General features: G+C 30.0%; 19 protein-coding genes. 15 read left to right on the forward strand and 4 right to left on the reverse strand.

The window, feature by feature from the left end:
• Positions 1-58 precede the first annotated feature (58 nt).
• Positions 59-5,560, reverse strand: coding sequence for a T9SS type B sorting domain-containing protein (locus Q0762_RS03600; RefSeq protein WP_298763663.1), 5,502 nt, complete (start codon positions 5,558-5,560; stop codon positions 59-61).
• A gap of 203 nt (positions 5,561-5,763) precedes the next feature.
• On the opposite strand from Q0762_RS03600, the gene Q0762_RS03605 reads away from it, so the two are divergent.
• The 14 genes from Q0762_RS03605 to Q0762_RS03670 all read left to right on the forward strand — a co-directional run bounded on the left by Q0762_RS03605 (position 5,764) and on the right by Q0762_RS03670 (position 20,302).
• A complete protein-coding gene (locus tag Q0762_RS03605) occupies positions 5,764-7,107 on the forward strand; it encodes a microtubule-binding protein (protein WP_298763665.1) in 1,344 nt (447 codons plus the stop codon).
• A gap of 155 nt (positions 7,108-7,262) precedes the next feature.
• Positions 7,263-7,502 (forward strand): ribbon-helix-helix domain-containing protein, encoded by a 240-nt coding sequence (locus tag Q0762_RS03610; protein ID WP_298763667.1) that lies wholly within the window; start codon positions 7,263-7,265, stop codon positions 7,500-7,502.
• Between the two features lies 1 nt (position 7,503).
• Positions 7,504-7,836 (forward strand): type II toxin-antitoxin system PemK/MazF family toxin, encoded by a 333-nt coding sequence (locus Q0762_RS03615; RefSeq protein ID WP_298763669.1) that lies wholly within the window; start codon positions 7,504-7,506, stop codon positions 7,834-7,836.
• A 2-nt stretch (positions 7,837-7,838) separates the two neighbouring features.
• Positions 7,839-8,888 carry a hypothetical protein gene (locus tag Q0762_RS03620; RefSeq protein WP_298763672.1) on the forward strand — a complete coding sequence of 350 codons (1,050 nt, stop codon included), beginning with the start codon at positions 7,839-7,841 and terminating at the stop codon, positions 8,886-8,888.
• A 133-nt stretch (positions 8,889-9,021) separates the two neighbouring features.
• Entirely contained in the window at positions 9,022-10,983 is a 1,962-nt protein-coding gene (locus Q0762_RS03625) for an AAA family ATPase (RefSeq protein ID WP_298763675.1), read from the forward strand.
• Complete coding sequence (locus Q0762_RS03630) at positions 10,973-11,563, forward strand: NUDIX domain-containing protein (protein WP_298763677.1); 591 nt, start codon at positions 10,973-10,975, stop codon at positions 11,561-11,563. Before Q0762_RS03625 ends, Q0762_RS03630 begins: the two co-directional genes overlap by 11 nt.
• 402 nt (positions 11,564-11,965) lie before the next feature.
• Positions 11,966-12,412 (forward strand): RDD family protein, encoded by a 447-nt coding sequence (locus Q0762_RS03635; protein ID WP_298763679.1) that lies wholly within the window; start codon positions 11,966-11,968, stop codon positions 12,410-12,412.
• Complete coding sequence (locus Q0762_RS03640) at positions 12,405-13,640, forward strand: DUF6638 family protein (RefSeq protein ID WP_298763682.1); 1,236 nt, start codon at positions 12,405-12,407, stop codon at positions 13,638-13,640. The genes Q0762_RS03635 and Q0762_RS03640 overlap by 8 nt, the downstream gene beginning before the upstream one ends.
• A 104-nt stretch (positions 13,641-13,744) precedes the next feature.
• The gene (locus tag Q0762_RS03645) at positions 13,745-14,098 is read left to right on the forward strand and encodes a four helix bundle protein (protein WP_298763684.1); all 354 of its coding nucleotides are present in this window, start codon (positions 13,745-13,747) and stop codon (positions 14,096-14,098) included.
• Between the two features lie 186 nt (positions 14,099-14,284).
• The gene (locus Q0762_RS03650; protein WP_298763687.1) at positions 14,285-14,809 is read left to right on the forward strand and encodes a hypothetical protein; all 525 of its coding nucleotides are present in this window, start codon (positions 14,285-14,287) and stop codon (positions 14,807-14,809) included.
• Between the two features lie 145 nt (positions 14,810-14,954).
• Complete coding sequence (locus Q0762_RS03655) at positions 14,955-16,640, forward strand: hypothetical protein (protein ID WP_298763690.1); 1,686 nt, start codon at positions 14,955-14,957, stop codon at positions 16,638-16,640.
• A gap of 201 nt (positions 16,641-16,841) precedes the next feature.
• The gene (locus tag Q0762_RS03660) at positions 16,842-17,405 is read left to right on the forward strand and encodes a hypothetical protein (RefSeq protein WP_298763691.1); all 564 of its coding nucleotides are present in this window, start codon (positions 16,842-16,844) and stop codon (positions 17,403-17,405) included.
• A 95-nt stretch (positions 17,406-17,500) separates the two neighbouring features.
• Positions 17,501-19,498: an NAD-dependent DNA ligase LigA gene (gene ligA / locus Q0762_RS03665; protein ID WP_298763693.1), complete on the forward strand. Its 1,998-nt coding sequence runs from the start codon at positions 17,501-17,503 to the stop codon at positions 19,496-19,498.
• Positions 19,499-19,558: 60 nt separating this feature from the next.
• Complete coding sequence (locus tag Q0762_RS03670) at positions 19,559-20,302, forward strand: DUF4294 domain-containing protein (RefSeq protein WP_298763696.1); 744 nt, start codon at positions 19,559-19,561, stop codon at positions 20,300-20,302.
• Between the two features lie 4 nt (positions 20,303-20,306).
• On the opposite strand, the gene Q0762_RS03675 is transcribed toward Q0762_RS03670, so the two are convergent.
• Both Q0762_RS03675 and Q0762_RS03680 read right to left on the reverse strand, forming a co-directional pair.
• Entirely contained in the window at positions 20,307-20,651 is a 345-nt protein-coding gene (locus Q0762_RS03675) for a tRNA-binding protein (protein WP_298763700.1), read from the reverse strand.
• 11 nt (positions 20,652-20,662) lie between these two features.
• On the reverse strand, positions 20,663-21,124 hold the full coding sequence (locus Q0762_RS03680; RefSeq protein ID WP_298763703.1) for an Mpo1-like protein: 462 nt from the start codon (positions 21,122-21,124) through the stop codon (positions 20,663-20,665).
• A gap of 124 nt (positions 21,125-21,248) precedes the next feature.
• On the opposite strand from Q0762_RS03680, the gene Q0762_RS03685 reads away from it, so the two are divergent.
• Positions 21,249-21,479: a hypothetical protein gene (locus Q0762_RS03685; protein ID WP_298763706.1), complete on the forward strand. Its 231-nt coding sequence runs from the start codon at positions 21,249-21,251 to the stop codon at positions 21,477-21,479.
• 145 nt (positions 21,480-21,624) lie between these two features.
• On the opposite strand, the gene Q0762_RS03690 is transcribed toward Q0762_RS03685, so the two are convergent.
• Entirely contained in the window at positions 21,625-23,469 is a 1,845-nt protein-coding gene (locus Q0762_RS03690; RefSeq protein ID WP_298763708.1) for a cystathionine beta-synthase, read from the reverse strand.
• Positions 23,470-23,503: the final 34 nt, after the last annotated feature.

Genomic DNA, 23,503 nt, shown 5'->3' on the forward strand with positions numbered 1-23,503 from the left:
AAATACGGATTGTAATTGTATTTTTATTTTCTGATTGAGGTTTTTATCTGTTAATAATTTATCTTCTTAATAAAGAAAAATTACCTTTTTTATGAATTGTAGGTTTGCTAGTATCTGCAGGAATTAAGGTGATGTTATACCAATAATCATCAGAAGATAGCAATTTGCCATTAAAAGTACCATTCCAGCCACCAGATTCTAGCGGAATTTGTGCTACCAACTTACCAAATCTATTAAAGATATTTATACTACTATTTGGATAAAAAGCTTTGTTTGCACCTTTTACTACCCAAGTATCATTTACACCATCGCCATTAGGCGTAAAAAATTTAGGAAACTGTAAAACAGATATTTGTAAAGTAGTATCTGGCGAACAACCGTTTTTATCATTTACAATAATGGTATAAATTCCACCTGCTAAGTTTTCAAAAATAGGTTCGTCTTGAAAAAGTGTTGTGGTATTATCATCATCGTTTCTTAAAGCAAATTGATAATCTCCTATGCCTAAATTATTGTTGATGACATCTATATTTACCGATAAATTATTTTCTGAACCAATATTATTTCCTTCATCTACAACGGTTACAAATTCTGGTAATAAAATAGCAGGGTTTGATTCGTTTACAGAAATAATTTCTGTTCTAGAACAATTGGTGCCGTTTGTGGTTGTTGCAGTAACTGTGTAATTTCCACCAACAACAACATCTAAAGTTTGAGAATCTCCTACAACGTTTCCAGCCATATCTGTCCATTCATAAGTATAAATTTCTCCAGGATTTTCTGCGGAAATCGTTAAAGGAGTATTATTTAAACACACAATTTGTGGCGATGTTACACTAAAATCTGGCAATGGATTTACAATAACATCAAAAGTAGCATCATCATTTACACAAAAAGTTGCTTTATTTTGGATTCTTACAAAAATGGTTTCTGTGGATAAGGTGTTTGTATAAGGAGATAAAATAGCATCAGCACCAGAAGATGCATTTGCAGGTGAATTATGAAAGGTAACAATAAAATCGTCTGGATCTTGAGCGTTTCCTAAAAGCGCAGGAATTTGACTGTCTAAATCTATGTTTTGAATAATTCCGTTTGCATCATCGCCATCAATAGCATCATCACAAAAAGAAAGATTAGAAACAGGATTAAAAGTAGGTTCTGGATTTACTAAAACATCAAAATTAGAAATACCATTGGCACAGCCTGTTGTATTATTTACAATACGCACAAATATGGTTTCTCTGTTTGGTGCTAGATTAGTATAAGGAGACATTAAAGGCAAATTACCACTTTGTGCATCTGCTAAACTTCTATGATAAGTTACAGTGTGATTTGAAAGATCTTGATTTCCTAAAATAGTAGTTGTTTGAGATTCTAAATCTATAGATTTCGAGAATCCATTTCTTGCAGAACCATCAGAATTGTCATCACAAACTTCTAAATCTGAAACAAAATTAGCCACAGGAACAGGATTTACAATTACATTAAAAGAAGTTTGACTTGTATAACAGCCTGTAACATTATTAGTAACTCTTACAAATATTTCTTGAGAATTGGCAACTGTATTTTCAAAAGGAGAAGCAATAGAAGCTTTGCCTGTGTTTGCATCTGTAGCTGTTAAATGATAGGTTACTGTAAAATCTGCAGCATCTTGTGTCCCTAAAATAGCCGTAGTTTGGTTTTCTAAATTAAAGTTTTGCACAATTCCATTGGTGTTCATTCCATCTTCGTTATCATCACATAATTCTAAATTAGATACTGTTGTTGCCATGGGTACAGGTATTGTTCTTAAAAAAAGTTCTCCAGTTCCAGAACAGGCATTGTTGTTTATATTGGTAATTTTAAAAAATATAGTTTGCCTTACATTATTAGAAGGGAAATTTGTATTTCTATAATTAGAAATATCTGTAATTGCATTAATAACAGTTGTTCTGTCTTCTTGAGTTTCAAAATAGCTTACGGTTAAGCTTGGGCGCAAAGTTGCAGGGAAAAAATTAAGAATTTCGTTTCTTGATTCACTAAAATCAAAATTTGTAATTCCATCCGTGTCATTATTTAATGGACCATCTGTTCCATCAGCTTGTAAAAAATCATCACATACTCCAGCAAATTCTCTATTATATTCAACATCATCAGAAGCATCTACTTGTAAAATAATTTTAGAAATAGCAAAGCAGCCAGCGTTAGAAATTGTTCTAACCCATGCTTCTCCTGCAGTGTCTACAGGATATCTTAATGGATCTGAAATTACATCATTACCAGCAATAGCTTGTGTTTCTGTTTCAAAATATTCAAAATCTTGATTTGCAGCATCCGTAGAAATAAAATTTTCTGCTTGTGTTAAATTTATTGTAGAAATTTGATCTAAATCATTATCACATTGTAACAAATCTACCTCACTAGCTACAACAGGTTTTTGATTTATAAACAGTGTAATTGCATTTGAAGTAAACGGACAACTGTTGCCAGTTCTATTTAATACAACACGGTATTGTTGGTTATTGAAAGCGATTGGTGTATTTGTAATTTGCAAACTGTTCGTAGTTGCTCCATTATAGGTAGCATTATTTGTAATGGTATTAAATGTTGCTCCATTATCTAAAGAAACCTCCCATTGAAAACCATCTGCTGTAGTCTCAATTTCTATGGAGTCTGTGCCATCTTCGCAGAAAATAACATCTGTAAAAGGTGTGGTAATATTAATAGGAGCAGAGGTTGTGTAGTTTGAATTTGGGTTAGTGTAACCATCTGAGTTATTTAAAACTTTTCCATTTGCATCAACAGTAAACACAGTTGAATCTAAAATTCCATCATCATTTGCATCAGTAAAGCCGGCTTCATTTGTATCAAAACAATTGTCATTATCTGCATCTAATTCTGTAAAATCTGGTTCTAAATCGCCATCTGTATTTCTAACAACATAATTTAAAGATAAAACCTTTGCATCTGGATTGGTTTCTAAATTATCTACCAAACCATTTGCGCCAACTAAAGAATTTGCATTATCTATAAAACCATCAAAATTTAAATCTAAATTATGGCCAGCTTCTGTGGTGTCAAAAATTCCATCATTATCAGCATCAATATCTATATAATTAGGGATACCATCTACGTCTGAATCTAAATTATTTGTAGTTGTAAAAACATCATCTAAACCATCTAAATTGGTGTCTGTTCCTACAAGTATTATTTCTAGCCCAGAAGCTTCTATAATATCTGGAATTCCGTCATTATCTGAGTCTAAATCTAACATGTTTTCTATACCATCTCCGTCAGAATCTAAAGAAAAACATGTAAGTTTTACATTACCATTAAATGTTGAACTTGCGGTTAAGTTTACAGATTGATGCTCAAAATTAAATTCATCTACTTGATTGGCAACAAATTGAAAAGTAGCATCTGCACCATTTAGATTTTCTTTATATTGAAATCTTATTTCTGAAGCAGAGATTTGTGTTATGTTATTCTCAAATTCATTATCAAAATTAGTGTCTACTAACAATTGATCATCTGGATCTAAAAGTGTAATATTTTTATTGTTTGGGCCAATTTTTACAATAAAATATTCACCTTCTGAAATGGTATGATTGTTAGCCGTATTTTGTGAAAATTTAATATTTACATTTTGTGCAAAATTTAATTGATAACTTAAATTAGAATCTGTAACGGGTGTAATTACAGATTGAAAATTACCCAAGTTGTCTCCTGTAAAATTGTTAGTGCTTTCTGAAGCAGTAAAAATGCTTGTAGTTGTGTTGTTGGTAGTATTATCTGTAAATATAATTACAGGTGCATTAATATTTGTAAGGTTTACATTTGCGTCTCCAATAGATTCATCACAATTTAAAATACCATCGTTGTCTAAATCTACGTCTAAATTGTCTATAATTAAATCTCCATCATAATCATCTGGACAAATACTTACTGGGATTTCTGTAGAAATAAAATCTTCACCTGGGTTACAAATAATATTACCTACAAGTCTATATCTACCTGGTTCTGTTTCTATGGGTGTGTATGCATTTGCTGTACTTCGCGTTTCCCATATTCCTGTGATTTCATTAAAATATTCCCATTTAAAACTGTCAAATAATGTAGTGTTAGAAGCCTCTAAAGTTACATTTGGTATGCAGTTACCCAAAGCCATAACGCTAGTATTAAAGTTAATTTCTGGAGCTGTTAAAAACCCAGAATAAAAACTTCCAGAAGTAGCAGCACCATTTTGATTAAAATAGGCACAATACAATTCTTCACTACTTTCTACACTAATATTACCTGTAAGTCCTGTTACTTTGTAAGTTACATAATCTGCGTTTCCAGTAACTGTGTTTGGACCAATTGGATTAAAAGTATTTATAGGGTTTCCATTAATTAAAATGGTAGCATCACTATTGGCTACTATGGTTACACCACCCGTAAAAGTTCCACCACCAATTCTATCTATTTGTGCAATATTGTCTACATTCCCTCTGCTTTCACAGCTTAAAGGCGGTACAAAAAACATTCCTTGATTTGCTTCACTAGGTTGCCCATTATTACCTAAACCACCAATACCTTGGTAAGCAAATACGGGTTTAGATGTTTCTACATACATATTATCATTGTTAGAATATAGATCTCCTTCAATAACTCTAAATTCTCCACTATTTATAATATCAATAGCATTGTTTTCCACACGAATTTCTGTGTCGTCTTCATGTGCAACAATTAAAACATTTTCCCATTGGTCTGTACCACTACCTCTCACAAAAATATATTCTGTACCAACTTTACTAAAATCTACAATTTGGTCTAAACCATAATCTCTAGCACCTCCAGTGCCAAAACTACCATTTGCAGAACCAGAATTTACCACTATATTCTTATTTGATTGTATTAGAGTTCCTATTAAACCATCTCTATTTGTAGTATTTGTATTTGCGTTTGTTGCAACAATATAACTTTCACCTTCATTTAAAGTAATGTCTGGTATATTTGCACCACCATTAAAGTTTTCTATTGCAATTCCTGTTGGTAAATCAGAAAAGTTAACTAAAGTATTGTCTTCTGTAGCCATTACAGAAATAAAATTTAGATAGTTAGATTGTGGGTTTTCGTTAGTAAACATACCTGCTCTAAAAACAGTACCTAAAGCAGCAGAACCTTTACTAACTAAAGCCCCTGCTTGCGAATTATTACCACCAGCTCTAACTCTTATAGATACGTAAATTTGTCCTCCTGTGGCTTCTACAATGTAACCTTTATCGTTGTGAACATTGCTGGTTTGGTTAGGCGCTACAAATAGTTGACTAGGACCATTACCAATAGTAATTTCTTGAGGTGTGTCTTTAGAGACAACTCCAGTAATATCATCATTAGAGCCTACTTGTGTAATTGTGTAACTTACATTTTGTGAACTTGGTGTAGAAATATAAATATATTGGTCATTAGGTCTAGAGCTACCTTCATCTGCATAGGTTAATGGTGGTATAAAATGCTTTTGACTTAGTTGTGCATTTATTTTTACAATTGAAAAAAAAGCAACTATAGATAATAAAAAAGTAGTTTTAGATATAGACATTATGCGATTTAATATTATGGAATAATTAATTAAAAATAACAAGAAATTTATATGATTAGATAATTCTTTGTAAAAATCTTTAATTATTTGTAACAAATAACGAATAATTGCAACATATATTTAAAGTAAATACTGTTTTTTTTCAAAAAAAATAACGAAATTGCTAGACTTTAAAAATTATTCAACTTAAAAACTAAATTAATATGGCTGATGAATTTGATTTGTTAGAAACAAACTCAACACAAAAAACAGAAAAAGTAGACGTAAATTGGGGTAAAGCAATTGACACCATGAAATCTAAATTGTCTCAAGAAGAAGATCCAGAAAAACGTCAAAAAATATTAAACGCCACTTTAGATGATGTGGTAGATATGGCAGAAAAAGACAGGTCTTCTTTATTAGATGCTATAAAAGATTTAACAGATTATCAAGATGAAGTTGGTATTAAATTCGAGGGTTTTTCGGCTTTAAATGAAGCAGAACAAAAAGTAATAGATGATGCGCAAAAAGGCTTAGAAAGAGCTAGAATTGAATTAGAAGACGCCCAAAATAAACCAGATACTTGGTGGAATAATCTTTGGGGACGTAAATCTAAAATAGCAAAAGAAGAGGTTGAGTTTGCAGTCGCAGAAAAGTTAAGAGCAGGAGCAGATAATAAAGCAAAAGCTTTGTTTCAGCAGCGTATAGAAAGTGCAGATGTGCAAACATTATTGGGTGAGCTTTCTTTTAAATCTCAAGCAGCAGTAAATCGTTTAAAAAATAGAGAAGTAGAAATAAAAGAAGTAGAAGAAAAACTAAAAACGGCAATTGTAGAAGCTTCTAAAAACCATACAAAAGCCTTAGAAAAAAAGAAAGAAGTAGAAGATAAATTGGAAGAGCAATATGCACTTTTAAAGCAATCTAGACAAGAGTTAGACGAAATTGCAGACAAACAATCTACAGCTTATTCAGAAGCTATTGGTAAGGTAACCAGTATAGAGCAAAAAGTAGAAGAATTAGAGGGTTTAAAAAACGCTTACACAACGTTGGCAGCTTCCAAAGATAGTTTTGTGCACAAACATAATTTAACCATTAAAGTACTAACTTCTTTACGTTCTAATTTACAGACACATAGAGCAAAATTAAAGAGTGATACAGAAGAAAGATTAAAGTATTACGATGGTTATATTGTTGCATTAAAAGCAAGAACAGATCAAGAATTTGCAGCTATTTTAGAACATTTAGGTGTAAAAACAGATGAGCATATTGGAGAAACTTTGGCTTCTATGCATTCTGCAAGTGCAAGAGCAAGACAAGATATGATGGACAATATTCCTGTGCACGAAAAAGTTATGACAGGCGTTTACAGCACATATGCAGAGGCTTTACAAGAAATCCGTGAGAAAGATGTAGACATTCAAAAGAACTTTGCAGACAGATATGGTATAGATATGAAAGAGATTTTTGAAGATTATTACAAAGCAGATGCAAATGCGCCAAAAGGTAATGATGATGAACCTACAGAAGCACCAAAAAAAGAATCTTCTAATGATGATTTGCTTTCTTAAATAAGTAAGCAGTTTACAGTAGGCAGTATTCAGTCACAAACTGACTGCCAACTGTGGACTGAATACTGCCAACTGGTTAATTATCAGTAAACTATTTTATTGTTTTTAAATACATTTAATAAATATAAATTATATTTGTAAAAAATAAATATAAAATGGCAACATTTACGTCTTCATTACCAGATAATTTATTAGATAGATTATCTAATTTGGCAAAAGAATTAAAACTTCCTAAAAATAAGTTAATGCAGCAGGCTTTAGAATTGTATTTAGAGCAGTTAGAAAAAGCTAGTTATATACAATCTTATAAAATGGCTTCAGAAGATAAAGACATTCTTGCAGTTGCAGAAGAAGGTTTACAAGATTATTTTAATCAAGTAAACAATCTAAACTAAAATGAAACAAGGTGAAATTTGGGAATTGTATCTAAATCCAACAAAGGGAAGCGAACAAAGTGGTAGAAGACCTGCAGTAATTATAAGTGGTAATATGTTAAATACATATTTGCAAGTGGTTATTGTTTGTCCTTTAACAACAAGTATCAAAAACTATAAAGGCAATCTTATTTTAGAGCCAAATAAAAATAACGGATTAGAAAAAACATCAGAAGTACTCACTTTTCATGTGCGTTCTGTTTCTAAAACTAGGCTAGATAAAAAGATTGGTAAAATTCCTATGGAAAAAGTATCAGTCATAAAAAAAACGCTAAACGATATTCTTAAATTTTAATAATGATTACAACACCTCTAGATTCTGCACTTTTAGACTCCAAAGAGCAATACGTTTTTTACCATAAAATGGTAGATTTTGTATTAAAAGAACTCATTGTAAGTGTACAACAAGAGCAATTGTGCACACAACAAGAGTTACTTCTTTTTAAGCAATATTCAGATTTGTTATTATATTCTATAGAAGCAATGCGTATTAAATATATGTATGACGAAGAGGATAATATGAAAGTAGATTTAACAGATTCTGGTTTCCCAAATTATTTAGAATTCAGGTATTTGTTTAACGATTTAGAATTAAGAAACCAATATTTAGACAAGCTTACAGATACAGAAACGTTAAAGGAAGAATTTTTAGACACACTGTTAAGAAAAAAGCAAAAAGTTAAAAGAAGTAGGCTTTTTCAAGCTTCGTCAATTATTTATTATCAATCTGTAAATCAGAGATATATTTTTAACAGATTTGTGCAAGGGAAAATCATAGAAACACCAAAGCATAAAAATGGTAATTTAATGACCAGTTGGAGCTTTTATGATGTTTCTACAAACAGACCTTACATTTGTTTTATGTATTTTACTTATGATGGAACTCGTATAAATGATGAGAAAGAAAACATTTATCAAGCATTAAAAGAGAGTGCAGACAGAGAAATGCCTTTAGATACCATGGCGTATAATATTGATAGGAAATTACCTAAAATTCAACCAAAACATATTAAAAGAATAGATTTAGGACCATTTCACAATGTATTTGCAAAAGACGAAAACGAAATTACACATGCTATTTTAGGTGGAATTGCAAGAAAAGAAATTCCTTTAGAAAGTTATGCTTTATCTCTTAAAATTGATGAGGTTTTTTCTGGAAACACGTTTACAGAAGGTGGTTTTTTCTCCAAACAAACCTTACAAAAATGGAGCGAAGTTATCCATCAAAAATATGTTTTAGCACCACACAGAATTATACAATTATTACACAATAGAGCACCAGAGGTTTTACATAAATTGGCTAAAGAACCAATTGAATTGGCGAGTTTAAAAATTGATAAAATTTAGTTTAGGCTAAAAGAGTTCAAGATTTTAAAATCTATTAGTTTTAGAAAATTTAAAAATTAGAAAAAGAAATAAATAGTTGAATTTATTAAAGGATTAAAACCATCAACTATAAACTAAAAACTGCAAACCAAATATGCAACATAACTCAACTTTCCCTATAAAACAAAACGAATTAGACATGCTTCGCGATGAAGCTTCTGGTTATTTAAAATCTATTCAATGGGAACAAAGTAATAGAGCAAAAAATAGAGATAATGATGCAAAGGACAGTTCTATTTTACTGTATTTGTCTAGAGCAAATAATGGCAGTAATGTAGAAATTACATCGGTTTCCAAAACTATTTTAGGATTAAAAAAACGATTATTACCAGATTCTATTGCTATTCCTGTCTTTTTAAATCAGACTTTATATGCTGTACAAGAAGGTATTACTTTAGGTATATGGATAAAAGATTCTTATTATGATGCGTCTGGTTTATCTTCTTTAAATGAACGTAAATCGGCTTTAGATAATTCAGAAAAAAGAGCTTACGAAAGTAAATTACAAACAGCAACTGCGTTTCAATTATTTGCGACTTCCTATAAGATTTTATTCGATTTAAAACCACATGCTTCAGACGATTTATCTGTAATGAAACAGAAATTTGCAGGCATTCCAGAAGTATCTTTTACATCACCTTTAAAAGGAATTGCCTGTGCCTTGTTTTACTATGATAAATATTTAGGACATCCAGATATTGTAAAAACAGACAAAGATGTTATTGATTTTACAGTGGTTTATTTTGAAGCTTTTATAGACGAAATTCAGCTTAGAAAAAGCACTCTAGAATATACAGAAACCATTACAGATAGAACTTACAAGTTAGAAAAAACCGATTTTGCAGTTTCTGGTTGGGAAAATGTTTTTTCTGGAACGGCGAAAAGTATTGAGTTTAATAAAATTCAGTTTGAGCAAATTGTAGGAAATAAAGATGCCAAACATTTTGCACGCAGATTAACAGAACGTATGTTAAGTTACGATTTTGATGCAAAGAAAAATCCGTTTCAAGAATTAGGCGGTTTTATGCCCGTTTTTATGGGTTATGGAATTCCAGGAACAGGAAAATCTATGCTTATTGCAGCCATTGCAACGCGTTTAAAAGAGCATGCAGATAATTTAGATATTCCGTTTTTGTTTCATCCAATGCCAGATACATTAATAAGCACTTTTCAAGGTGGTTCTGCAGAAAAAATGGTAGAATGGATGAAGCCAATGCAAGATCCAACCAAATTAATTTTTGCACCTATAGATGATGCAGAAAATAATTTACAAGAAAGAACAGCACAAGGCGTTTCTGCAGGAGTTAAAGAAGTTATTGGTGTCTTTTTGCGTTATACAGAAGGTGCTTATGCTGTTAATTATGGAAATTCATCCATAGGGCTTTTTACCAATTTGCCAGAAATGTTAGACAAAGCTGTTATTTCTAGAGTGCAAGGACGTTTTAAGATTGATGGAGCAAGAACAGAAAACGATTTTATAGATCAAGATTATATTTGGTGGAAGAAATTTGAGAAAACCATGCCAGATTTTGTGAATATGCAAAATCCAGAAAATTATAAGTTTTTAAAAGATCAAGGATTGGCAAAAAGTATGGGCGATGTTTTAGGTTCTGTAGCAAAACCATCAGAAGAAAGAGTTTTAGAAGCTTATGACAAAGCAGAAAAACAGCACAAAACAAATTCGCATTTATTTTTTGCCAGTTTGTACAAAGAAATTCAGCAGATATTTCCTTTCTTTTCATCTAGAGATGTTAGAAACATACAATCTGCCATTTCTTTACGATTAACAGATTTTGATTTAGAACCCAATTGGTTTGAAAACCCAGAAATTTACTTCAAAAAAAATTATGAAACTAAATTTAACATGTTGCAAGAATTAATGAAAGCCAATATGAAAGGTTTAGATTTTTCTGAAATTAGAAGACAAGAAGTTGTACGTTATTTAGATAATGTGGCAACTATTGCAGATACAGATTTTAAGCGAAAAGTAGATGCTAGAGTAAACCAAATGAATATCGATTTAAAAGCGAGAGAAAATTTTAATAGTGAGCAGTAAAAAAATAAATAACGTAGTTTCTAAAACTATTTCTAATATTTGGGCAAAATTAGAACAAGTCAGTTTTGATTTTACCTTTAAAAACGGAAAAACAGAACGTTTAACGCATGAAGTTTATGGAAAATCAGACGGAGTAGCAGTTTTGTTGTACAATCCAATAACAAAAAAAGTAGTTTTGTCTAACCAGTTAAGAATACCCATGTATGTTGCAGGTGTAAAAAATGGTTTTTCTATAGAGGTTGTTGGTGGTGCAATCGATAAAAATGAATCACCAGAAAAAAGTGTTATTAGAGAAACTAGAGAAGAAATAGGTTATGTTATTTCTGAAGTTGAGAAAGTAAGTACTGTTTTTTTGTCTCCAGGTTTAATGAGAGAACAAGTACATTTATACATTGCAACTTATAAGGAAGAAGATAAATTAGAAAATGAAGGTGGAGGTTTAGCAGCAGAAAGTGAAGAAATAGAAGTTATAGAAACAGATTTTTTTGATGCTTTACAAATGATAGAAAATCAAGAAATAATAGATGCAAGAACCATTATGTTATTGTATCATCTAAAAATTAAAAATTTAATTGCGTAAAAAAAAGTCCTTTCCTTTGGAAAGGATTTAGGATAGGAAACCCAAGAGATTTTAGACGTAAGAACGATTATGTTATTGTATCATCTAAAAATTAAAAATTTAATCGAGTAAGAAAAGTCCTTTCCTTTGGAAAGGATTTAGGATAGGAAACTCAAGAGATTTTAGACGTAAGAACGATTATGTTATTGTATCATCTAAAAATTAAAAATTTAATCGAGTAAGAAAAGTCCTTTCCTTTGGAAAGGATTTAGGATAGGAAAATCAAGAAATAATAGATGCAAGAACCATTATGTTGTGGTATCATCTAAAAATTAAAAATTTAATTGCGTAAATAAAGTCCTTTCCTTTGGAAAGACTTTAAGCAGAATGTATATTTAAAATAATTAGACCATTAGAATTTATATGTTAGAAGAATTTGAAAATTATTATAAAAGATTTGAAAAGGCAAGTGTAGGTAGAAGAATAGGAGCTTTTTTAATTGATTTTTTTATTTACTATGTAATAGGTCTTGTTTTGGGGCTATTTTTTGATACGAGTAGCGAAAGTATATTTAGTTATCAATTAGATGGTTTACCTGCAGTATTTGTTTTTTGTTGTATGCTATTTTTATGGCCTGTTAGCGAAGGCATTTGGGGACAAACAATTGGAAAACGTTTTTTAGATATTCGCGTAGTAAATAAAAAAAATGAGCAGATAAATTTGGGGCAAGCATTTGGCAGATTCTTTTTAGGTTTTTTAGATTTTTTCTTATTAATTGGTATTATTGTAGCGCTTATAAATAAAAATAATCAACGAATTGGAGACTCTGCAGCAGGCAGTTTTGTGGTAAAAAGTAAATTTAATGGATAAACTAAAACAAGCCAATTTATACAGAAACGAACTAATTTTAGTAAACGGAAAATTGGTAGAACGTTACAATAAATGTTTACAAAAGTTAGGTTTTACTCCAACTAAATTAATTTCTTTTTCTATAGATGGTATGGGGTGGAGCCCAGAAATTGCAGAAGAAAAACAAGAGAAATTTTATTTAAATAATGGAGAAGCAAATACACATGCAATTATAATTACACCAAAACAAAAAGGAATTGCGTTGTACAATCCTTTTCATTCTTTTGATAAAGAGTTACTAAAAATTGTTTTTAAAACACACGCAGAAAAAATAAAAAACATTACCAGAGATGCTGCTTTATGTTTAGATTTTGATCAAAAAATAGATGCTTTTTACGAACCTTTAGATATTTTAAAGTATAAAGAAATTACGGTTAAATTTCATTTAATAAATGATTTAAAAAAGGCAAAACAAGATCAATTAGCATTAATTGAAGACTTTAATAAAGATCAAAATTTTATTGATGAAAAAATTCATCAAAAATTATTAGAATCTGCAAAAAAATATGGCGATTTAAGAACCAGAACTTTAGATTTAGAACCTGTTCTTTTTAATACACAATCTTTTTACACAAAAGCTTTTGGCGGTATTTATTTGCTTAAAGATTTAGCAATACCTATTTTGGTTTTTGAAGATTTAATCGTTTATAAAGATGCTATTAAAGACACTACTCATAATGTTTTAATGTATCATATTTCACACAGAGAATTGTTAGACAAAATAAAATCTTACAATGTAATAGAATTAGATTTAGAAGAACCCATCACCAAAAAACGTCATAAAAGAATTCAGCAATTTATGCTGGCAGAACATCTGAAAGAAAGTTTACATCCTACCAAAAAGATATTAGGAGATGTTATTTTGTTTAAAAAATATTTGAATAAAATAGAGGTTACAGCACGTAAAAAAGTAATGGGCTTGTCTATTTTTTTTGAAAAACAAAAGCTCACCAAACATATAAAGCCAGAAGAGGTTTTACATACAGAAATGCTAAATGCATTATACAAACCACACTCTTCTCTAAATGCAAATGAGCAAGATTTAATTTGGAGTTTATTAGTAAATATAGCGCCAAAAGATGTGTTGTTTTTGTATTGGTACAACAAAGAACGATTTTATTCCATCTTTGCGTCTTTAGAAGATACTACACAAGATTGGGTAATTGAAACCATTAAAAATGGGTTTTAGGAGGAAGAGTTGGAAGTTGGAAGTATGAAGTTGGGAGATGGAAGAGTAAAGTTGGGAGTTTGATAAAAAAGTTAGAAAAATTGTATATTTAGAAAAAGAAAAAAATGAGTTTTAAATTTGAAAATTTAATTATTTGGCAGAAATCTATGGATTTGGGCGAACATATGAATTTACTCACAAAAAAATTTCCAAAAGAAGAAATTTACAACCTTTCATCTCAGTTAAGAAGAGCTTCAGATTCTGTTGCTTTAAATATTTCTGAAGGTTCAATATTACAATCAAATGCAGAATATAGAAAGTTTTTAGGGTATTCTATTCGTTCTTTAGCAGAAGTTGTTATTTGTTTACATAAAGCAATAAGAAGAAATTATCTTTCAAAACAAGATTTCCAAATTCATTATAAAAACGGTTTCGATTTAATGAATATGACAATTGCCTATAGAAATAAAATAAAATAATAGTCAGAAGTTTGAAGTATCAAGTTGTAGTAAAAAAAATAAACCCAGAAAATTTTAATTATAAATCATCAATAAAAAATCATGATAAACCAACTTCAAACTACAGAACATATGAGTAAGAAACTTCTCACTCCTTACTTCTAACTTCATACTTCAAACTTCCAACTTCCAACTAAAAACAAAACCATGACACTAGAACTAATTACATTTATTGCAGCAATACTTTTAGGTGCAGTAATTTACTGGAGAGAATCTCAAACAAACGCTGTTTATAGATTTTTTAATAAATTAATGAATTCTAAAGAATTACAAATGAAAGCAGATAACAAAAAAGGTTTTGTTTATCAGCAAAACTTATTATTAAGATTGGTGTATATAACATCATTATTTTTAGTTGTGGTTTTAATCACTCGTTTTTTAATTCCAATAGATATGGCAACAATATCACTTTTTGCATCTATGATTTTTGGTACTTTAATAGGAACGTATTGTGCAGGTTTTATTTTTAAATCATCAGTAATAATAGAAGAAAGCTCAGATTCTTTAGAAGGAAAACTAAAAGATGTTATAGAAAAAAGTAAAGATTTTGTAGAAGATTTAACTACAAAAGAACCAGAGGTAATAGAAAGGGCGCAAAAAGAGATAGAAAAACCAAAAAAGCAAGAGAAAAGCGCAAGAGATCGTTTAAAAGACAAAGGTTTTTTAAAGTAGCATAAACTGTGAAGTTGGAATCAGGAAGAGTAAGATGGAGGTAAGTTTAAAAAAGAATAATAAAATAATAAAATAAGAAAATAATAATTAAGAGTTGGAAACTTCAAACTTCAAACTTCCCACTCCAAGCTTCAAACTTATATTTATGATAAAAAATTACTGGAATAAAGGTGTAAAACAAAAAAAAAGAGTAGTACTTTTTAGTATTATTTTAATAGGATTGTTATTTTTTTTAAGAGACGATTATCAGCCAGCATTATTATTTATTAGAAAATTTATATTTATAACTCTCTTAGTACTTTTAGTTTTAATTTTAGGAATAAGAAACTTTAGAAAATCTGTAAGTACAGGTAAAAGAATTGGTATTTTATTAGTGTTAACTGCTTTTTTTGGTATCCTTTATTACGTTGGTTTTGGTTTAAAGTTTTACGATTATATGAAAACCTACAATGTTTTTAACGATTTACAAAAAGTTGAAATTGTAGAATTACCAATCACACAAAACGAAAGAATTCAACCGCTAAGAAATATTTTTTCCATGGCAAATGAATCTGTTGGAGAAACAAAAGACGTTTCTTTACCACATTTGGTAAGAATAGAAGACCATAATCAATGGACAATGGCCATACAGCCCACAGAAAAATATTATTGGCAAGGTTTAAAAGACAATACAGAAGAAGTTTTTTCGGTTTCTAGTACCACACCATTTCCACGTTTTTCATCAGAAAATAGAATTCCAGTTACGTTTTCTATTGGCGAATCTTTAAAGTTTAGCAGAAATACATACAATGCAGTTGTGCAACGCCTAAATCCTTGGATGTTATTCAATTATGAACCAAGTGATACCTATTATATGAAAAATGATAAAGGTGCTTGGGTGCAAGTAGTTAGCTTAATTAAATGGAAAGGTTTTTTCTTTCCATACCCAACTTTTGGTGGTGTTATGGTTATAGAAAACGGAGCGCATAATTTTAAAGATTATTTAGAAAGAATTGCCATTGGTAAAGGAACTTACATTGCGCCTTCAGAGATGAAAAATCACAAATATTTAACAAGGCAAAACACATTGGCAGAAAAAGTGTCGCGTTTGCAAGCTGAAAGTTTAAAGTTTTTAGCCGGTTTTTCAGATCCTTTACCTTGGAAAATGAAAACAGCCGTTAAAATTCCAAATTTACCAAACGACCAAAATCAGCAACCATTTGTAACCGATTTTAATTTTTCTAGCACCAATATTGGCGCTTACAATGGCTTGTATCATTGGTTTGGTTTAGAGCCAGTTGGTAAGGAAAGAACAAGTTTAACTTTTAGCGTTTTTATACCAGCAGACGGTTCAGACAAGGTGTATTATTATGATCATGCCTCTAAAAAAGAAGGATATGCAGGCGTTTCTGCAATGCCTTTAAAAGTTATAGAATCTCGTAAAGAGTACGATTGGTCTGTAAACAAACCCGTAGAATTTAGACCGTATATTAAAGAAATTGCCGGCAGAAAAAGAATGTTTTTCTTGGGTACAATTTCTGCAATTCAAAAAGAAAATGCACAGTTTGATGGTTCTGCAACGCCAGATTTGGCCTTAATAGATAGCGAATATAGAGATGTAGTTTGGATAGATGCAAAAAAACCAAGCACTTGGAAAGAAGAGGTTTACAAACAACTAAATGAGGCTTGGAGAAGTAGTGAAACGCAAAACATTTATTTCGAAAAAGAAAAAACTATTTTAGAAACCAATCGTGCTGTTTTAGACTCTATTAAGCTAATTTCTAAACAAGTAAAAGATTTAGAAAAAATTAAAAAGCTACAAAAACAAATAGATTCTATAAAATTGAATTAACTTTTTTAGAAGCTATTTCCCGCTTTTCGTTATATCTTTTATCTAAAACCTCAATGAAATTGAGGTTTTAGATAAAAGGATACCACTGCAATCGGGGCTAGCATTGTTTGCCAATTCATTTTCTATTTTAAGTTTTAATTGTTTTTCTAACTAATTTATTACTTTAGAAAAAGCTAACTTTGTTATTCTAATAATCCATCAATGAAAATTACAATATTTACCCTATTATTCTCAGTTATTTGTATGAACGCACAAGACAAACTACCCTATTATCAAATTCCAGAAATGGAAGAAAATTACACCGCACAAAATACAGTAGGTAGAATGTTAGATGGTTTAGGATTTAGATATTATTGGGCAACAGAAGGTTTAAGAACAGAAGATTTAGCATACCAACCCAAAGGAGAAGGAAGAGATTGTTTAGCAACAGTTACACATATTTACGATTTGTCTAATATGATGTTAAGACTTACAAAAACTACCGTAAAACAAACAAAAACAAAAGAAGAAATGTCTTTTTTAGAAATAAGAAAACAAACTTTGTTAAATATAGAAACGCTAAGTAATGTTATAAAGTCTACTAAAGATTTGGTCATATTTTCAGTTAAAAAAGATGGCGAATTAAGTATTCCTTTTTTTAATGTTATAAATGGGCCAATTGCAGATGCACTATGGCATACAGGTCAATTGGCAAGTTTTAGACGTTCTTCTGGCAATCCTATCAACTCAAAAGTAAATCATTTTTCAGGCACAGTTAGAGCGTAGTAATTGTAATACAAATTCATTAAAAATTTAGTATTTTTATAAATTATAGTTGCAATAAAATTAACGTTAAAATTATAAAATAGTTTTTGAAACCTATGAATGTTCAACAACAAATAGAACAACTTCGTAACGAATTAAATACACACAATTACAACTATTATGTGTTAGATAACGCTACAATTTCAGATTTCGATTTTGACATTAAATTAAAAGAATTAGAAAAGTTAGAGCAAGAAAATCCTATTTTTTTCGATTCTAATTCACCAACTCAAAGAGTAGGAGGTACCATAACCAAAAATTTTAATACACTAGTTCACAAAAACAGAATGTATTCTTTAGACAATTCGTATTCTAAAGAAGATTTACAAGATTGGGAAAAAAGAATTCAAAAAGTTTTAGGTACCACAGCAATAGAATACACTTGCGAACTTAAATTTGACGGAGCTTCTATAAATTTAACGTATCAAAACGGTCAGTTTGTAAAAGCAGTTACTAGAGGAGATGGCTTTCAAGGAGATGAAGTTACCAATAATATCAAAACAATTCGGTCAATTCCGTTAACAATTACCAAAGATTTTGTTTCAAATTTTGAAATGCGCGGAGAAATTATTTTGCCTTTAGATGGTTTCAATAAAATGAACCAAGAACGATTGGCAAAAGGAGAAGAAGCGTACAGAAACCCAAGAAATACGGCAAGTGGTAGTTTAAAATTACAAGATAGTACAGAGGTTGCCAAAAGACCTTTAGACTGTTTATTGTATCAAGTAGTTACAGAAGAACGCAAATACAAAACACATTTTGAGAGTTTAGAAAATGCTAGAAAAGTGGGTTTTAAAGTGCCAAAAACCATAACATTAGCAAAATCTATTTCAGAAGTTTTTGAATTTGTAAATTATTGGGATGCCAAAAGACACGATTTACCTTATGAAACCGACGGAATTGTAATTAAAGTAAATAATTTACAGCAACAAGAGGAATTAGGTTATACGTCTAAAGCCCCAAGATGGGCAATTGCTTATAAATTTAAAGCAGCACAAGTTGCTACTATTTTAAAAGAAATTACTTATCAAGTGGGCAGAACAGGAGCAATAACACCTGTAGCTAATTTAGATCCTGTACAATTGGCAGGAACAACTGTAAAACGCGCTTCTTTGCACAATGCAGATCAAATTGAGAAATTAGATATTAGAGAAAATGATACTGTTTTTGTAGAAAAAGGCGGAGAAATTATTCCCAAAATTATTGGAGTAGATTTTTCTAAAAGAGCAGAAAATACAAAACCTACAATTTATGCAACTCATTGCCCTGAATGTAATACTGCATTGGTTAGAACAGCAGGAGATGCAAAACATTATTGTAAAAATGAATTTGGTTGTGCACCACAAATAACAGGTAGAATTCAGCATTTTATTTCTAGAAAAGCCATGGATATTGATGGTTTAGGTGGCGAAACTGTAGATTTGTTAAGGAAAGAAAATTTAATTTCTAATTATGCAGATTTATACGATTTAAAAGTAGAACAAATTGTGCCTTTAGAACGTATGGCAGAAAAATCTGCTCAAAACATGATTTTAGGAATAGAGAAATCAAAAGAAATTCCGTTTGAAAAAGTACTTTTTGCTTTGGGAATTAGATTTGTTGGTGAAACTGTGGCTAAAAAATTAGCAAAACATTTTAAATCTATAGAAAATTTAATGGCAGCTTCTTTTGAAGAATTAATCAATGTAGATGAAATTGGTGATAGAATTGCACAAAGTATTATTGATTTTTCTGCTGATGAAGGAAACGTAAATCTCATAAACCGACTAAAATCGGTTGGTGTACAATTGGCTGTTTCTGCAGAAAGTTTAGCAAATCAAACCAACAAATTAGAAGGACAAATATTTGTAGTTTCTGGGGTTTTTCATCAAATGTCTAGAAACGAATTGAAAAAAGCCATAGAAGATAATGGTGGAAAAGTAAGTTCTTCAATCTCTAAAAAGACCAATTTTATAGTTGCAGGAGATAACATGGGACCTTCAAAATTAACAAAGGCACAAGATTTGGACGTAACAATTATTTCTGAACAAGATTTTGTAAATAAAATCAGTTAAATAGAATTTTGGCATTTATTTTGTTTCTAAAAACCTAAGAAAACTAATCATTTAAAACCTTTGAAAACTATTATTTACATATTGCTATTATTTTTATCGGCATTTGCTTTTTCGCAAAAGCAAGAGGCAGATTCTTTGCCAACAAATACCAATGTAGACGATTATATTTTTGTAAAACCAGGAGATTCTGTGGTTATTCAATTGAAAGAAATTACCTTATTGCCAAAACCAAAATTCAATTCTAAAAAAGACATTCGTTATTATTTGTGGTTTAAAAGAAAAGTGTTTAAAGCATATCCATTTGCACAATTGGCATCTGAAAGGTTAGATTCTTTAAATAATAGGTTAACTAAAATTTCATCCAAAAGAAAAAGGAAAAAGTATACCAAACAAATACAGAAATATGTAGAAGGAGAGTTTACAGACCAAATAAAAAAAATGACGACTACAGAAGGTCGTTTGCTTATCAAACTAATTCATAGACAAACAGGTAAAACTGCGTTTGATAATATTAAGGCAGTAAGAAATGGTTGGAAAGCATTTTGGTACAACACCACAGCCAATGTGTTTAAATTATCTTTAAAAGACACCTATAATCCTGCAGTTGTAAATGAAGATTTTTTAATAGAACAAATTTTACAACGTGCATTTGAAGATGGCAGATTAATTGCACAAAAATCGAAATTAGAGTTTGATTTTTTAGAAATAGCCACAAAGAAAAAAAGCGTAGTAAATGTAGAAGAGTATAAAGCTATGTTTGCAAAAATGCGAAAGAAAAAGAATAAAAAAAAGAAGATAAAGTAATGCTTTAGCTTATTATTTCGCCAGTTTTACAAGGTTTAGAAGGCTTAAGTAAAACCACGTTACCTGCAGTATTGTAAATTCCCAAAACCAAAACTTCACTCATAAAATTTGCTATTTGTCTGGGTTTAAAATTTACAATGGCACTTATTTGTTGATTTAAAAGTTCTTCTTTTGTGTATAAATTTGTTATTTGTGCGCTAGATTTTTTTATGCCCAAAGCGCCAAAATCAATTTTTAATTGATATGCTGGTTTTTTAGCTTTTGCAAAATCATTTACACTAATAATAGTGCCAATTCTAATATCAACTTTTAAAAAATCATTAAAAGAAATTTCTGGTTTCTTTTCCATAGAAATTAAAATTATTTTTTAAATAATTTTTGAATTACCCAAAGTGGTCCTATCAATAAAAATTGTAAATCTTTTATAAAAGAAGGTTTTTTTCCTTCCACTTTATGGCCCCAAAATTGACCAATCCAACCTACAACAAAAATAGCAATAGATGCAAAAAGTAAATTCGTGTGGTGTCCCAACCAAAAATTACCAACTATGCAAATAAGCATTACAAAAAGCATATTTAAGAAATACCAAAAACCTAATTGTAAGTAAAATAAAGAAATTATAAGACCAACTACCACTGCCCAATTTTCAAAAATGGGATTATAAAGACCAAAATTTTCTTCTAAAATAATTGTAGGAATACTCACTAAAAACCCAACAACACTAAAGAAAATTATGGGTACACAAATATAATGTACCAATTTGTTGGTTTCGTTTTGATGACTAATAGCGTATTCATTAAACCATTGTTCTGCAGTTTTCATAAATTAAAAAGTATAATTTAAAGATAATAATTATTTTGAATAAGTGAAATACGAATTGTTATAATGTGTTAAAAATAATTTTGTTTAATTAATATTAATTATTTTTAAACAAAATTTTTAAATTATGAAAGTTTCTATTTTTACCTACATAGCCATTACAACAGTAATTTTGTTTTTTGTAACGGTTTTGGCATCATTAAATTTTTCTTTTAGTTGGGTGTTTTATTTGACGGTTATTGGGCAATTGTTTGTGTTAATTATGGTGTACAAAGTTTTAAAAGACAAGTATACAACTAGCAAAACATTCGAAGATTTTTACGAAGATCATCCAATTCCTAAAGAAAATTTTAGGTAATTAGGTAAAGTGCATTTCAGAATTATTTTTAAATTAAAATATGTAATTCCTAATCGATTGAAAAAAAGAAAATTTAAATAATTTGTTTACTGAGCAAAGAAGTTACATCTTTTTGATTTAAATGTGTTTGTCAACTTTACTTTTATCACATACTTTCTACAAATTCTAAAAATACTTTTTTGTGCAATTCTAAATCTAATTTTGCAGAAAGAGATGTTCTTACAATATAATCTTTATCACCTTCTTTAGTAGTACCTTGTGTAGATGTTGCAGGTATGGTCCAATAACAACCTTTCAATTGGCCATAACTCACACAAAATTTACTTTCATCTGGAATTCTAGAAATCATTAAATTGATTAATTTCAAATTTAACGCTCTTTTATAGGTTTCTTTTTCTGCTGCAGAATTTCCTTTTGTAGGTAAATCTAAAGAAAAAACAGAAGGCATAAAGCCTTGTTTTGCCAGTTCTTCTGAAACAAAATTAATTTTAGCTTTGGGTAAAACGGCTTTAATATAATTTACAAAATCTCTTGTGTTTAGATAAGCATCTGCAATACGTTTGTTCATAGAAGGCAATTGCGCAGCTAAGACCTCATATTGAAATGCAGTTGCTTCATTATTACAAATGGCTAAATGTTTGGCTATATTTTGCATTAAATAAGAAGCATTTTCATTAGAAACACAATAACCAGCAGTACATTTTCCACCACTAGGAAACTTAGAGCCACTTGCATAAGCAATGGTTTTTACAGTAGATAATATTTTATTTTCACCTAAAAATAAGTAATTAGGACAAAAAGTTTGGTCTAAAATAAATACAGTACCAATTGCTTTAGCACCTGTTTTTGTAACTCTTTCTTTCGCTAAAACAGCTTTTAAATCTTCTAAATTTGGTACTTCAACCCTTGGGTTTGTAGGAATTTCTGCAATAATATAAGCTATGGCGTCTTCGTTTGCAATTTTATCTAAAACAGTTTCAAGACTGTTTACCATATCATTTTCACCATCTACAGGTAAATCTACAATGGCAACATTGTTAATACAGGCAGCCACACGTCTTGCTTGGTCATTTGTGCCACCATAGCAATTGGGCGGCACAACAAATTTTATAGCTTTTTTAGGATGTTTTTGTTGCGCATCAGCAACTAAACCCATCATAATTGCATATTGCATAGATAAACCACTAGAAGCTACTAATGGTTTTGTGGTAGTTCCTGTAATTTGTTGTAATAAATTATTTACACTTTTTTTATTTTGTTCAAACGCGTCTGTATCCAGTTTATTTTTAACACCAGAAACCAAATTTTGTAAGGCTAGTAAACAATTTTCTGGTGTTATAGCAATAGATTCTCTTCTTCGTACATGCTGAATTGCTGCAACGTATTTTGTGTTCTTTGTTTCATTGATCAATAAAACACTGCCCAATGTAGTGTTGGTATTTACGTAAAAATCGATATTGTTGGTTAACTTAAAATTGGTAATATGCTCTTTTTCTTGAATAAAAATAGTACTTCCATTAAAAGCAGGTATAGCTTCACCTTGTTTAACTTTTACAATTTCAAAATTAAAATTGTAAACAGTTTTTAAAGTTTTTTCATCAAAATTGGCTGGTAATGCAGTGGTGTAAAGAATTCTAGTTTTTGTATTTGATAGTAGGTTTTCTCTTAAAATGGCCAAAATTGGCATTGTTTTAGAGTCAAAAGCAATTACATTTTCATTGGGTAATTGTTGTGTTTTGGCAACAAACCATTCCAAAACACAAGAAAGGGGATGGCCTAATCTTATATAATCATAAGCCGTTGGCAAATTAGCTAAGGCTTTTGTGTTTGTACTATTGTTTTCAAACAAAGAATTGAAACCTTCTAAAAAAGCTGTTTTGGCCAATTTTTCATTGTAAATATCCAAACGATGCGTGGTAAGTTTTAGCCAATCTTCTGGTATGTTTTTTAATACATTTGTTATAAAATCTATGGTTTGTTGAATTGGCATTTCAGTTCGTTTTTTATCAAATCAAAGATATAAT

Origin of the sequence: uncultured Polaribacter sp. (assembly GCF_947495205.1) — a bacterium.
In the GTDB taxonomy this organism is placed as follows: domain Bacteria; phylum Bacteroidota; class Bacteroidia; order Flavobacteriales; family Flavobacteriaceae; genus Polaribacter.